This is a genomic window from Burkholderia sp. MSMB1589WGS (assembly GCF_001636105.1).
Lineage (GTDB): Bacteria > Pseudomonadota > Gammaproteobacteria > Burkholderiales > Burkholderiaceae > Burkholderia > Burkholderia humptydooensis.
Map to the genome: position 1 here is coordinate 280111 of NZ_LNJT01000008.1, position 13044 is coordinate 293154.

Here is a 13044-nt window from a genome sequence, read left to right on the forward strand (position 1 = left end):
CCCGCATCGGCGCGGGAGCGCGCGCACGGCAACGGCCCGGGCGCATTCATTCCACGTTGAATTTTCCCGCCTTGAATTTAACTAACTCATCAATTAATATCCAGCTCCATGAGCACGAAACGTCACCCAGCCAAGCCACGCGGCCGCCGCCCTTCGGTCGAGAATTTCGACGTGCGCGAGCATCTGCTCGACACCGCCACCCGCCTTTTTTCCGAGCGCGGCATCGCGGCGACCACCATCGCCCAGATCGCCGCCGCCGCCGGGGTCACGTCGGCGCTGGTTCATTACTACTTCACCAATCGCGAAATCCTGCTCGACGCGATCGTCGAGGAACGGCTCGCCCCTTCCATCGGCTTCGTCTGGGACGCCGTCACCGGCGATTCGAACGCCGATCCGTTCGTCATGACGAGCGAGCTCGTCAGCCGCCTGTTCGACGTGACGCGCCGCATGCCGTGGCTGCCGCCGCTGTGGTTCCGCGAGGTCGTCAACGAAGGCGGCATGTTGCGCGAGCGCATGATCACGCGCATCCCGTTCGACAGCATCAAGCGCTTCGGCGCCCGCGTCGTGCGCGCGCAGCAGACGGGCGCGGTGAACCCCGGGCTCGACGGGCCGCTCCTGTTCAGCTCGATCGTCGCGCTCGCGATGCTGCCCCAGGCGATCGCCAAGTTGCTGCAGAGCGTTCCCGGCTTCCCGGCCATCGAAAGCGAGACATTGCAGCGGCACGTCACGGCGCTCCTGCTGAACGGCCTCACGCCGCCCGGCAAGCGCGCGGCCGCGGCAAGGCCACGCGCCGCGCATCCATGAGGTCCACGCCATGAAGCGTTTCCGCCCGCGCCTCCGCCCGCGTTTGCGCCCGTTTGCGCGCGCGCTCCCGATCGGCGCAGCGTCCGCCGCATCCGCCGCGTGCGTCATGCTCGGCGCGTGCTCGCATCGGGACGAGACGGCCTGGCAAGGGTATGTCGAAGGCGAATTCGTGTATCTCGCCTCGTCGCAGTCCGGCAAGCTGACCCGGCTCGACGTCGCTCGCGGCCAGCACGTCGACGCGAACGCCGTCGTCTTCACGCTCGAATCCGTCGACGAGGCGAATGCGCTGCGGCAGGCGCAGCAGCAACTCGCCGCGGCGAGCGCGCAGTTCGCCGATCTCCGGACGGGCAAGCGGGCGCCCGAAGTCGGCGTGACGAGCGCGCAGCTCGCGCAGGCCGTCGCGACGGCTCGCAAGGCCGAATTGCAATCGGCGCGCGACGAAGCGCAGTATCGTGCGGGCGGCATCCCGAAGGGGCAGCTCGACGATTCGCGCGCGGCCGCCGACGCGGCTCGCGCCCAGGTGCGGGAGCTGACCGACGCGGTCGAGGTCGCGAGGCTGCCGGGGCGACCGCAGCAACTGCTCGCGCAGGCCGCATTCGTCGAAGCGGCGCAGGCGGCGGTCGCGCAGGCGCAATGGAAGCTCGATCAGACGCGCGTCGCCGCGCCCGCCGGCGGGCGCGTGTACGACACGCTCTATCGCGTCGGCGAATGGGTGCAGGCAGGCAGCCCCGTCGTGCAGATGCTGCCGCCGCAGAACGTGAAGGTGCGCTTCTTCGTGCCGCAGGCCGTGGTCGGATCGCTCGCGCCCGGCCGCGCGCTGACGATCCGCTGCGACGGCTGCGCGTCGGACGTGGCGGCCCGCATCACCTACGTGTCGAGCTCGGCCGAATACACGCCGCCCGTCATCTACAGCAACGAAAGCCGCTCGAAGCTCGTGTTCATGGTCGAGGCGCGCCCTTCCGTCGACGATGCGCGGCGCCTGCATCCCGGCCAGCCTGTCTCGGTGACGCTGCGATGAACACGCGCGACGCGCCGCTCGCGATCGACGTGCGCAACCTCAACAAGCGCTTCGGCGACAAGCATGTCGTCAACGATGTGTCGCTGCAGGTCGCGCGCGGCGAGATTTTCGGTTTTCTCGGGCCGAACGGCAGCGGCAAGACCACGTCGATCCGCATGATGTGCGGGTTGCTCACGCCCGACTCGGGCAGCGGCACGTGCCTCGGCTACGACATCGTGCGCGAGAGCGCGCAGATCAAGCGCAACGTCGGCTACATGACGCAACGTTTCTCGTACTGGGACGACATGACGGTTCGCGAGAACCTCGATTTCGTCGCGCGCATCTACCGGATGCGCAACCGCAAGGAAAAGATCGAGCGTGCGCTCGAGCACCTCGGGCTGCAAACGCGCGCCGCCCAGTTGACGGGCGCGCTGTCGGGCGGCTGGAAGCAGCGGCTCGCGCTCGCCGCGTGCATGCTCCACGAACCGGAGCTGCTGCTGCTCGACGAGCCGACGGCGGGCGTCGATCCCACCGCACGCCGGGACTTCTGGGAAGAGCTGCACCGGCTGGCCGCGCAAGGCATTTCGGTGCTGGTCAGCACGCACTACATGGACGAAGCGGAGCGCTGCCACAAGCTCGCCTACCTCGCATACGGCAAGCTGCTCGCGCAGGGCAGCGCGCAGGACATCACGGCGTCGCAGGCACTCGTGACGCGGGCGATTCACGGCGAGCGTCTGGCCGAGCTGTCGGAGCGGTTGCGCAAGACGCCCGGCGTCGACCAGACGGTCGTCTTCGGTTCGTCGCTGCACGCGAGCGGGCGCGATCCCGCGGCGCTCGAAACGGCGATCGCGCAGGCGACGGCCGGCCTGCCCGTGCGGGTGGAGCCGATCGAGACCGGGCTCGAAGACGTCGTCATCTACATGATGGGCCGCACCGCCGACAACTACGGGGCGTCATCGTGAGCGGACTCTTTTCCGTGACGCGCTGGTGGGGCATCGTCCTCAAGGAGTTCATCCAGTTGCGGCGAGACCGCATCACGTTCGGCATGATCATCGGCCTGCCCATCGTGCAACTGGCGCTGTTCGGCTTCGCGATCAACACGGACCCGAAGCATCTTCCCACCGCGACCGTCATCAGCGATCAGAGCCCGTTCTCGCGCAGCTTCGTCTCCGCGATGAAGCAGTCCGGCTACTTCGATTTCGTCGCGACGCTGCCGAACGACGACGCCGGCCGGCGCGCGCTCGCGCGGGGCGACGTGCAGTTCGTCGTATCGATCCCCGTCGATTTCTCGCGCCGGCTGCTGCGCGGCGAACGGCCCGCGCTGCTCGTCGAAGCCGACGCCACCGATCCGACCACGACGCAAGCGCCGCTCGCCGCGCTGCCCGGGCTCGTGCAGTCGGTCGCGGACAGGGACATCACGGGGCCGCTCGCGCATCTGAACGGCGGGGCCGCCGCGTTCGACGTGCGGATCCACCGGCTCTACAACCCGGAAGGCATCACGCAGTACAACGTCGTGCCGGGCCTGATGGGCGTGATTCTGACACTGACGATGGTCATGATGACGGGCCTCGCGATGACGCGCGAACGCGAACGCGGCACGATGGAAAATCTGCTCGCGACGCCCGTGCTGCCCATCGAGGTCATCGCGGGCAAGCTCGTCCCGTATATCGCGATCGGGCTCGTGCAGTCGTCGATCATTCTGGCGGCGGCGCGCTACGTCTTTCAGGTGCCGTTCGTCGGCAGCCTCGTCGCGCTCTATGTCACCGCGCTGCTTTTCATCGCGGCGAACCTGACGGTCGGCATCACGCTGTCGTCGATCGCGCAGAACCAGTTGCAGGCGATGCAGCTCACGATCTTCTACTTCATGCCGAGCCTGTTGCTGTCGGGCTTCATGTTCCCGTTCGCGGGCATGCCCGTGTGGGCGCAGTGGATCGGCAACCTGCTGCCGCTCACGTACTTCAATCGCCTCGTGCGCGGCATTCTGCTCAAGGGCAACGGCTGGGCGGACCTCTGGCCCTCGGTGTGGCCGATCGCGATCTTCACCGTCGTCGTGATGGCCGTCGCCGTGCGCTTCTACAGGCGCACGCTCGACTAGGGCGTGACATATGGAGGAGGCTCGACGATGAAACCCTGCCTGCCGCTGTTCGCGTTCGCGTTCGCGCTGTGCGGATGCACGGTCGGCCCGGACTTTCGCCCGCCCGCCCCGCCGGACGTCTCGACGTATGCGCGCGAAGCGCTGCCCGTCACGACGCGCGCCGCGAACGCCGCGCAAACGCTCGCCGCCGCCCCGGCCGCGTTGCCCGCATGGTGGACGCGGTTTCGATCCGACGCGCTGAATCGTCTCGTCGACACGGCACTGCAACGCAGCCCGACGCTCGACGCGGCGCGCGCGAGGCTCGCCGAGGCGCACGAGGACTACATCGCACAAGCGGGCGCATCGCTGTTTCCCGCGATCGACGCCAGGCTCTCGGGCGCGCGCCAGAAAGTCGATCCGGCCGCGTTCGGCATTCCGAACGTGCCGAAGCCCGGGCCGTTCACGCTGCTCAACGCATCGGTGAGCGTGTCGTATGCGCTCGATGCGTTCGGCGGCAATCGGCGCGCGCTCGAAGCGCTGCTCGCGCAGGTCGATTTCCGGGCTTACGAGCTTCAGGCCGCTCGTTTGACGCTCGCCGGCAACGTCGTGTCGACGGCGATCCGGCGCGCATCGCTGCAACGGCAGATCGCGCTGACGCAGCGGCTCATCGACGCGCAAGCGCAGCAACTGGCGATCGTCGAAGCGCGCTACGCGGCGGGCGGCGTCGCGCGGCTCGACGTGCGAGCGCAGCGAACGCTGCTCGCGCAGACGCGCGCGTCATTGCCGGCGTTGACGACGCAGCTCGCGCAGGCGGACCACCTGCTTGCGATCCTGCTCGGTGCGGCGCCGTCGAAAGCCGATTTCGGCGACCTCGCGTTCGACGCGCTGCATCTACCCGACACGGTGCCCGTCACGCTTGCGTCGACGCTCGCTCGCGAACGTCCGGACATCCGCGCGTCCGAGGCGCTCCTGCATCAGGCCAGCGCGAACGTGGGCGTCGCGACGGCGAACCTGTATCCGCAATTCGTGATCTCGGCGAGCGCCGGCTCGCAGCGCACGCGCATGGCGGATATCGTCGACGGCATGAACATCTGGAACATCGGCCTGAATCTGACGCAGCCGATCTTTCACGGCGGCGAGCTGCGCGCGAAGCGCCGCGCGGCGCAGGCCGCTTACGACGCCGCATTCGCATCGTACCGACAGACTGTCCTGCAGGCGCTGCAGCAGGTCGCCGATGCGCTCGATGCGCTGAAGGACGACGCGCAGGCGCTGGATGCGCGCGACGCCGCGGCGCTGGAAGCGCAGGCGAGCGTCGAGATCGCGCAGGCCCGCTATGCGGCGGGCGGCGTCAGCCTGTTCGGCCTGCTCGATGCCCAGCGCCAGGCGTCGCAGACAGCGCTCGACAGGACGCGGGCGCAGGCCGACCGGCTCGCCGATACGGCGGCGCTGTTTCAGGCGCTGGGCGGCATGACGCCTGATTCGCCGGCGGATCGGATACGGAAGCCATAGCATCGGGCGCGGACGCGAACGTGCATCGATGGGTGGTCGCGCGCAGCGCGCCGTGACGCGGCGAGCGCGAGCGGGCAACGAGCGGAAGCGATCGACCGGCTCGCTGCCCGGCCGTCGGCTACGCGCGCCCGTTCCGTTCGGGTGCGGCAGCCGGCGGCCGATCGCTCGGGTGCCGTGGGCCGGCGGCCGGCCGCTCGAAAACCAGTATCGGCTCGCCCTTGTATTCGGCGACGGCGACTTCCCGATAACCGAACTCCGCGGCCAGCCGGATCGAGAAACGATTTTCCGGGCCGATCAGGCAAACGGTGCGCCGAGCCGCCAGATGCGCGTCCGCCCAATCGAGCACCGCATGCAACGCTTCGTGCGCGATGCCCTGCCCCCACGCGGCCGGGGCGAGCGCGCCGCCCAGTTCGGGCGCATCGCCGAGCGCGGGAACGATGTCGCGCTTCGCATCGGCGAAGCCCATTTCACCGATGAAGAATGAAGAGGCCGGTCTCTTTTTCGCGAGCCATCCAGTAGCCGAAGCCCAGCAATTGCCAATGCCCAACGTAGCGCAACAGGCGCAGCCAGCACTCTTCCGCGGCGAACGGTTCGTCGCGTATCAGACGGGTCACGCCGGGATCGGCCCACAGTGCCCGGCTGCCTTCGAAATCTTCGAGGTGATGGCCGGACAGGATCAAGCGCGCCGTCTCGATCACCGGAGCGGATCGGCCGGCGCCGCCATCGACTTGCTGCTGGATGATCCCTTGCACGTTTGAGCCGTTCCGGACTGGCCGGAGGCCGGCGCGATTCGATCATGGCCCGACGGCGGTTCGCGCGAACCGACGATCGCACGCGCGGTTTGCGTCGACAGGCAGCAATCGCCGATCGCGTCGAGCGACGGAGCAAGGAATCGGCGCCGCTCCTGCTGCACGGGTTCGATCATGAAATGCGCGCTCCGACGCGAGCGCGCGGCGGCCTCACCGTCGCAGGTTGACAATGTCGAATCGGGCCGCCACGCACGCCACGTCGCAGTCTTCGCAATAGAGTCCGCCGAGCCCGCCGAGACGCGGCGACGTCGCGGCCCCCATACCTGCGTCGCGGCGCCCTGCGCGGGCATCTTGAAGGTCGGATCGAGCAGCACGCCAGGCTCGTCGCCCCAGCCGAACGCCATCATCTCGTCGCGTGTCAGATGCCGCTGCAGCGGCGTCGCGATCTTGCCGTGATGCAGCGAAAACGCATGCACGCCGTCACGCGCGCCGAACGCATCGAGTTGCACCGCGAACAGCGCGTCGGCCGTCTTCGATTCGCGCACAATCGACCCGCAGCGACGCCTGCGCCGCCCTCGCCTCCCGTCACGACCGGATCGACGCGCCCCGCTCCTCGAGCAGCGCGCGCAGCACGCTGCGGTGGCAGTGCGCCTCGTTCTCGCAATAGCAGCCGATCGCAAAATTCGACGTTGCCGACAACGCGGCGAGCACGTCGAGCACCCTGCTCGCGTCGCCGTGCTTCATCTCCGCGCGGAACTTGCGCGCGAACGCCTTCCATTCGGCGTCGGATTCCGCCGCCTGCGCTTCGGCGACGAGCTCCGGGCTCGGCGACAGCGTCGGCAGCCAGACGTCGTAGTAGTCGCGCGACGCGAACGCTTCCTTCGGCACGCCGCGCGGCGGACGGCGCACGGTGCCGATCCGCACGCCCTCGTCGTCGGCGCGCGGCTCGCCGAGCCGGACGATGCTGATGCTCATGTTGGACTCCCGTTCAGAGTGACCGACGCGCGGCGCGCTTGAGTTGCCGGCGCGCGCGCCGCACACCGCGCGCGGTCCTTGCCGATCCGCGATACCGATGCCGACTCCGCAACCGCATCGCGCCGCCGATCGCCTTCGATGCGATCCGATGCGATCAGCCCCCGACGCGCCGCCGCGGGCATCCGGCATCGCACCGCCCCAACCACATACCGCGCGCGCCAAGGCCCAGCTTCCCGCCGCGCCCGACGCGGACGCAAACGTCAGACGCCGCTCGCGATCACCGCGCCGATCGCTTCCGCGACGACGCCGACGTTCGCCTCGTTCAGCCCGGCGACGCACATCCGGCCCGAGCGCAGCACGTAGACGCCGTGCTGCTCGCGCAGGCATTCGACCTGCGCTTCGGTGAGCCCCGTGTACGTGAACATCCCGCGCTGCCTCACATAGCGCGACAGCGCCTCGCCCTGCACGTGCGCACGCAGGCCGTCGTGGATCGCGCTGCGCATCTTCGCGATGCGCCGACACATCGCCGCGAGCTCTTCTTCCCATTGCGCGCGCAGCGCGGGCGTCGTCAGCACCTGCGCGACGATCCTCGCGCCGTAGGTCGGCGGATTGCTGTAGTTCGAGCGCACCGCGCCCGCGAGCTGGCCGAGCACGCGCGCGGCCGCCGCCGCGTCCTCGCAGATCACCGACAGCGCGCCGACGCGTTCGCCGTACAGCGAGAAGTTCTTCGAGAACGAGTTGGCGACGAACGCCGGCACGCCGCGGCGCGCGAGCTCGCGGATCGCGAACGCGTCGGCCGCGAGACCCGCGCCGAACCCCTGGTACGCCATGTCGACGAACGGCAGCAGCTCGCGCGCCTGCAGCACGTCGATCAGCTTCAGCCACTGCGCGTCGTCGAGGTCGACGCCCGTCGGGTTGTGGCAGCACGCATGCAGCAGCACGACGCTCTTCTTCGGCAGCGCATCGATCGCGGCCAGCATCGCGTCGAACTTCAGGCCGCCCGTCGCCTCGTCGTAGTACGGGTACGTGTTGACCGTGAAGCCCGCGCGCTCGAAGATGAACCGATGGTTCTCCCAGCTCGGATCGCTGATCCACACCTGCGCGTCCGGAAAGTAGCGCTTGATGAAATCCGCGCCGACCTTGAGCGCGCCCGAACCGCCGAGCGTCTGGACCGTCGCGATGCGCCCGGCCGCGCGCGCGTCGCTGTCCTCGCCGAACACGACCGCCTGCACCGCGTCGCGATACGCCGCGAGCCCCGTCATCGGCAGATACGGCTTCGGACCGGATTCGCGCTGCACGATGGCTTCGGCCTCGCGCACGGCGCCCATCACCGGAATCCGGCCGTCGTCGTCGAAATAGATGCCGATGCTCAGGTTGACCTTGCGCGTGCGCGGGTCCTGCTGGAAGTTCTCGTTCAGCGTGAGAATCGGATCGCCGGGGTATGCATCGATATGTTCAAACATGGCGGTTTCTACAGGTGAAGAAAAATCGGGTTCAACGGGCCGACACGCCGTCGCCGAGCGCATAGCCGGCGCCGCGCTGGCGGAACCGGTAGCCGACCGCGAGCACGACGAGCCACACCGGGATCAGATAGACGGACAGACGCAGATCCGGCGTGCGGAACATGACGACGAGGATGGCCGCCATGAAGACGAGACAGAGATAGTTCGTCAGCGGGTAGCCGAGACTCCTGAAGCGCGTCGTCTCGCCCGCCGCGCGTTTGACCTGACGAAACCGCAGATGAATCACGCTGATCATTGCCCAGTTGATGATGATCGCCGATACGACGAGCCCCATCAACAGCTCGAACGCCTTGCCCGGCATGAAATAGTTGATCACGACGCACAGCGCGGTCGCGAACGCCGACACGCCGAGCGCGGCGACCGGAATGCCGCGCCGGTTCGCGCGCGCGAGCGCCTGCGGCGCGTTGCCCTGCCGCGCGAGGCCGTACAGCATCCGGCTGTTGCAGTACACGCAACTGTTGTAGACGGACAGCGCGGCCGTCAGCACGACCACGTTCAGCACGTTCGCGGCGGTGTCGCTCGACAGCGCGTGGAAGATCAGCACGAACGGACTGCCGCCCGTCACGACCTTCTGCCACGGATACAGCGACAGCAGCACGCCGAGCGCGCCGATGTAGAAAATCAGGATCCGGTAGATCACCTGGTTCGTCGCGCGCGGGATGCTGTGCGACGGATCGTCCGCCTCCGCGGCCGTGATGCCGACGAGTTCGAGGCCGCCGAACGAGAACATGATGACCGCCATCGCCATCGCGAGGCCGCCGATGCCGTTCGGGAAGAAGCCGCCGTGCCGCCACAGGTTCGCGACGCCGGCATCCGGGCCCGCATGCCCCGACAGCAGCAGGTAGCCGCCGAAGCCGATCATCCCGACGATCGCGGCAACCTTGATGATCGAGAACCAGAACTCGGTCTCGCCGTACGACTTGACGCTCGCGAGGTTGACCGCGTTGATCGCGACGAAGAACACGAGCGCGGAGATCCAGGTCGGCACGCCCGGCCACCAGTACTGGACGTAGATGCCGACCGCGGACAGCTCGGCCATGCTGACGAGCACGTACAGCACCCAGTAGTTCCAGCCGGACAGGAAGCCCGTGAAGTGCCCGCAGTATTTGTTCGCGAAATAGCTGAACGAGCCGGCGACGGGCTCGTCGACGACCATCTCGCCCAATTGCCGCATGATGAAGAACGCGACGACGCCGGCGAGCGCATAGCCGAGCAGCACCGACGGCCCCGCCATTCGGATCGTCTGAGCAATGCCGAGGAAAAGCCCCGTGCCGATCGCGCCGCCGAGCGCGATCAACTGGATGTGGCGATTCTTCAGCCCCCGCTTGAGGCCGTCGTTGTCCTGATCTGAAACCATGTCTTCTCCGTCTCGTCCGCCCTTTTTGGAGGCGGCGCGCCTTCGGGCCGGCCCGGGCGCCGTGTACTTGTTCCGGCCGCCGGCGCGGATGTCGCGGCGGGCGGCCGGGCTGGGGATGTCGAGTTCCTGCGCGGCGTGCATCGTCTTCGCGTGGAGCGGGAAGCACAGCCCCCGCTCCTGCCTGCACGCTCCGAGTTTTTATTGATCCCGCGCAAAAAATCGGGGCTCAGTTTATCGCCGGCAGGATGAAATGGGGTTTCGTAAGCCCTTCATGCAAACCCTACATTATGAGATAAAATTGCACACGGGAGACAATCAAGGAAACAAAAATGCAAGAACCGCTTCTTGATCGCATCGATCGCCATCTGCTCGAGATCCTGCAGGAAAATGGCCGCATCTCCAATCTGGAGCTTGCCAAGGCCGTCGGGCTGTCGCCCGCGCAGACGCTGCGGCGCCACCGGCGCCTCGAGGAGATCGGCGCAATCAAGCGCTACGAGACCCGGCTCGACGCCGACACGCTCGGCTTCGGCGTGACCGCGTTCGTCCAGGTGACGATGGAACGCGGGCACATCCGAGATCTGTCGACATTCCAGAAGCTCGTCTCCGAGCTCGCGCAAATCCAGGAGTGCTTTTCGGTCACGGGCGACATCGACTACGTGCTGAAGGTCGTCGCCGCGGATCTGAAGGGCCTGTCGACGTTCCTGCTCGACACGCTGATGCGCATCCCCGGCGTGAGCGGCGTGCATTCGAGCGTGTGCCTCGACGAGATCAAGTGCACGAGCGCGATGCCGCTGTAGCGGCGAGAAGTGGCGAGCAGGACTCGCCGCCGCGCATCATGCGACGTAGCCCGCGACGCTGACGAACTGGCACAGGCTGCCCGCCAGCACGAACAGGTGCCAGATGCCGTGCCCGTGGCGGATGCGCTCGTCGTTGACGAAAAAATAGATGCCGACGCTGTAGATGACGCCGCCCGCCACGAGCCAAGCCGTCCCCGCCGCGGGCAGCGCATGGACCAGCGGGCGGATCGCGACGAGCGCGAGCCAGCCCATCAGCACGTACAGCGCCATCGACACGCTGCGGGTGCGCCGCCCGAGCGTGAGCTCCTGCACGATGCCGAACGCGGCGAGCCCCCAGCTCACGCCGAACAGCGACCAACCCCACGGCCCGCGCAGCGTGACGAGCGTAAACGGCGTGTAGCTGCCCGCGATCAGCAGATAGATTGCCGAGTGATCGCACTTCTGCAGGATGGCTTTCAGGCGCGGGCCGCGCACGCTGTGATAGAGCGTCGAGATCGCGTAGAGCACGCACAGCATCGCGCCGTAGACGCTGAAGCTCACCACCTTGTACGCGTCGCCGTCGAGCGCGCCCATCGTCACGAGCGTGGCGAGCCCCGCCACCGACAGCACCGCGCCGACGAGATGGGAAATGCTGTTGAAACGCTCACCGACATGCACGACGCTACGCTCCACTTCGACACGGGTTGATCAAGACGAATAGCTCATATGATACCGATCCCACGGCGAAGACGGCGGCCGCTTCGTGGCCCCGGCCACGCTTGCGGGCAATTTATTCGATGCGGCTTGATCGAACCGAACAAAATCGACCGCCGCGCGAAGGCCCGCGCGGCAATGCGAAACGAAACGGGCGGACGCCGAACCCGGCGCCCGCCCGTTTCATCGCTCGGCGAGCCGGGCGGCAAACGCCGCCCGCCCCGCTTACATCGTCACCTGATCGAGGAAGGTCTTCTTGCCCCCCTTGAAGTCGTACAGCGAAATCACGCCGTGCTTCAGGTCGCCCTTCGAATCGAAGACCGTCGTGCCGATCACGCCCGTGTAGTTCGTCTTCGGCATCGCCGCGAGAATCTTCGCCGGGTCCGTCGAGTTCGCGCGCTTCATCGCGTCGACGATGATGTACACCGCGTCATACGTGAACGGCGCATCGAAGCGGATCGGCTGGTTGAAGCGCTTCTCGTACTTCGCCTGGAACGCCGCGCCGCCCGGCATCTTCTCGAGCGCCGCGCCCGCCTGCGAGCACACGACGTTGTCGGCCGCATTGCCGGCAAGCGCGGGCAACTGCTCGGTGCATACACCGTCGCCCGAGAAGATCTTCGCGCGCAGGCCGAGCTGCTTCGCCTGCTTCGCGAACGGGCCGCCCGTCGCGTCCATGCCGCCGTACATGATCGCGTCCGGGTTCGTGCCCTTGATCTTCGTCAGGATCGCGCGGAAATCGACCGCCTTGTCGTTCGTCGCGTCGTGCGACAGCACCTTCAGGCCGAGCGCCTTCGCCTTCTTCTCGAACTCGTTCGCGAGGCCCTGGCCGTAGGCCGTCGAATCGTCGACGACGGCGACCGTCCTGATCCCCTTTTGCTTCGCATAGTCGGCGAGCGCCGGGCCCTGCTGCGCATCGGTCGCGACGACGCGGTAGGTCGTCTTGAAGCCTTGCTGCGTGTACGCCGGATTCGTCGCCGACGGCGAGATCTGCAGGATGCCGGCATCGCTGTAGATCTTCGACGCCGGAATCGACGTCCCCGAGTTCAGGTGGCCGATGACCGCGACGACCTTGCCGTCGACGAGCTTCTGCGCGACCTGCGTCGCGGTGCGCGGGTCGGCCGCGTCGTCCTGCGCGTCGAGCTGGAGCGTGATCTTCTGGCCGCCGATCGTGAAGCCCTTCGCGTTGATTTCCTCGACGGCGAGACGCGCGCCGTTCTCGTTGTCCTTGCCGAGGTGGGCGATGCCACCCGTCAAGGGCTCGGCGCTGCCGATCTTCACGACCTGATCGGCCAGCGCATGCGCCGAGGCCGCGGCCATCACCATCGCGGCCGCGCTGATCGGCAACAGTCTGTTGGTTTTCCTTTTCACTGCAGTCTCCTTGTTGGACGGGCGTAGATCATATGATCGGATGATACCCGTTCAAAATTCGTGCAGCGAGTCTCGCGAGGAGTCCGCGCCCGCGGCTCAGGCCTTGACGTTCATCGCGATCCGCGCGGTGAACACCGTCTTGCCTTCCGAATCGGTAATCTCGACCGGAACGAACTCGCGATCGCGGCGTGGCGGTCG

The 13044-nt window shown here is 67.5% G+C and carries 12 protein-coding genes and 2 pseudogenes; 6 read left to right on the forward strand and 8 right to left on the reverse strand.

Annotated features, from left to right (window positions below; genetic code table 11):
• Positions 1 to 108: 108 nt before the first annotated feature.
• The 5 genes from WT16_RS19295 to WT16_RS19315 all read left to right on the forward strand — a co-directional run bounded on the left by WT16_RS19295 (position 109) and on the right by WT16_RS19315 (position 5384).
• Positions 109 to 804, forward strand: a complete 696-nt coding sequence (locus WT16_RS19295) for a TetR/AcrR family transcriptional regulator (protein ID WP_015603517.1) — start codon at positions 109 to 111, stop codon at positions 802 to 804.
• Positions 805 to 910: 106 nt separating this feature from the next.
• On the forward strand, positions 911 to 1822 hold the full coding sequence (locus WT16_RS19300) for an HlyD family efflux transporter periplasmic adaptor subunit (RefSeq protein ID WP_167359320.1): 912 nt from the start codon (positions 911 to 913) through the stop codon (positions 1820 to 1822).
• The gene (locus tag WT16_RS19305) at positions 1819 to 2763 is read left to right on the forward strand and encodes an ABC transporter ATP-binding protein (RefSeq protein ID WP_059930134.1); all 945 of its coding nucleotides are present in this window, start codon (positions 1819 to 1821) and stop codon (positions 2761 to 2763) included. Before WT16_RS19300 ends, WT16_RS19305 begins: the two co-directional genes overlap by 4 nt.
• Positions 2760 to 3896: an ABC transporter permease gene (locus WT16_RS19310; RefSeq protein WP_015603534.1), complete on the forward strand. Its 1137-nt coding sequence runs from the start codon at positions 2760 to 2762 to the stop codon at positions 3894 to 3896. The genes WT16_RS19305 and WT16_RS19310 overlap by 4 nt, the downstream gene beginning before the upstream one ends.
• 27 nt (positions 3897 to 3923) lie before the next feature.
• Positions 3924 to 5384, forward strand: a complete 1461-nt coding sequence (locus WT16_RS19315) for an efflux transporter outer membrane subunit (protein ID WP_015603765.1) — start codon at positions 3924 to 3926, stop codon at positions 5382 to 5384.
• A gap of 118 nt (positions 5385 to 5502) precedes the next feature.
• Here WT16_RS19315 and WT16_RS19320 read toward each other — a convergent pair.
• The 5 genes and pseudogenes from WT16_RS19320 to WT16_RS19340 all read right to left on the reverse strand — a co-directional run bounded on the left by WT16_RS19320 (position 5503) and on the right by WT16_RS19340 (position 9988).
• Positions 5503 to 6124 (reverse strand): annotated as a pseudogene (locus tag WT16_RS19320) (GNAT family protein).
• Positions 6079 to 6678, reverse strand: coding sequence for a hypothetical protein (locus tag WT16_RS35055; protein ID WP_063533988.1), 600 nt, complete (start codon positions 6676 to 6678; stop codon positions 6079 to 6081). Before WT16_RS35055 ends, WT16_RS19320 begins: the two are co-directional and overlap by 46 nt.
• A gap of 40 nt (positions 6679 to 6718) precedes the next feature.
• The gene (locus tag WT16_RS19330) at positions 6719 to 7108 is read right to left on the reverse strand and encodes a DUF488 family protein (protein WP_006027521.1); all 390 of its coding nucleotides are present in this window, start codon (positions 7106 to 7108) and stop codon (positions 6719 to 6721) included.
• Between the two features lie 260 nt (positions 7109 to 7368).
• The gene (locus WT16_RS19335; RefSeq protein ID WP_063533989.1) at positions 7369 to 8571 is read right to left on the reverse strand and encodes an amino acid aminotransferase; all 1203 of its coding nucleotides are present in this window, start codon (positions 8569 to 8571) and stop codon (positions 7369 to 7371) included.
• Positions 8572 to 8602: 31 nt separating this feature from the next.
• Positions 8603 to 9988 (reverse strand): amino acid permease, encoded by a 1386-nt coding sequence (locus WT16_RS19340; protein ID WP_063533990.1) that lies wholly within the window; start codon positions 9986 to 9988, stop codon positions 8603 to 8605.
• A gap of 329 nt (positions 9989 to 10317) precedes the next feature.
• Between WT16_RS19340 and WT16_RS19345 the strand changes: the two genes are divergently transcribed.
• Positions 10318 to 10785, forward strand: a complete 468-nt coding sequence (locus WT16_RS19345; protein WP_006027524.1) for an Lrp/AsnC family transcriptional regulator — start codon at positions 10318 to 10320, stop codon at positions 10783 to 10785.
• 36 nt (positions 10786 to 10821) lie between these two features.
• Here the strand turns inward: WT16_RS19345 and WT16_RS19350 are convergent, their stop codons facing one another.
• The 3 genes and pseudogenes from WT16_RS19350 to WT16_RS31940 form a co-directional block, all read right to left on the reverse strand.
• Positions 10822 to 11442: a hemolysin III family protein gene (locus WT16_RS19350; protein WP_009914721.1), complete on the reverse strand. Its 621-nt coding sequence runs from the start codon at positions 11440 to 11442 to the stop codon at positions 10822 to 10824.
• Positions 11443 to 11703: 261 nt separating this feature from the next.
• Positions 11704 to 12801, reverse strand: a complete 1098-nt coding sequence (locus WT16_RS19355) for a branched-chain amino acid ABC transporter substrate-binding protein (protein ID WP_063534900.1) — start codon at positions 12799 to 12801, stop codon at positions 11704 to 11706.
• 141 nt (positions 12802 to 12942) lie between these two features.
• Positions 12943 to 13023: pseudogene (locus WT16_RS31940) on the reverse strand (DUF4442 domain-containing protein); the annotation flags it as partial.
• Between the last annotated feature and the right edge of the window lie 21 nt (positions 13024 to 13044).

Coding starts and splice junctions, on each gene's coding strand:
- WT16_RS19340 (WP_063533990.1), bottom strand. CDS start 9,988: ATGGTTTCAGATCAGGACAACGACGGCCTCAAGCGGGGGCTGAAGAAT.
- WT16_RS19330 (WP_006027521.1), bottom strand. CDS start 7,108: ATGAGCATCAGCATCGTCCGGCTCGGCGAGCCGCGCGCCGACGACGAG.
- WT16_RS19355 (WP_063534900.1), bottom strand. CDS start 12,801: ATGGTGATGGCCGCGGCCTCGGCGCATGCGCTGGCCGATCAGGTCGTG.
- WT16_RS19345 (WP_006027524.1), top strand. CDS start 10,318: ATGCAAGAACCGCTTCTTGATCGCATCGATCGCCATCTGCTCGAGATC.
- WT16_RS19315 (WP_015603765.1), top strand. CDS start 3,924: ATGAAACCCTGCCTGCCGCTGTTCGCGTTCGCGTTCGCGCTGTGCGGA.
- WT16_RS19295 (WP_015603517.1), top strand. CDS start 109: ATGAGCACGAAACGTCACCCAGCCAAGCCACGCGGCCGCCGCCCTTCG.
- WT16_RS19335 (WP_063533989.1), bottom strand. CDS start 8,571: ATGTTTGAACATATCGATGCATACCCCGGCGATCCGATTCTCACGCTG.
- WT16_RS19305 (WP_059930134.1), top strand. CDS start 1,819: ATGAACACGCGCGACGCGCCGCTCGCGATCGACGTGCGCAACCTCAAC.
- WT16_RS19300 (WP_167359320.1), top strand. CDS start 911: ATGCTCGGCGCGTGCTCGCATCGGGACGAGACGGCCTGGCAAGGGTAT.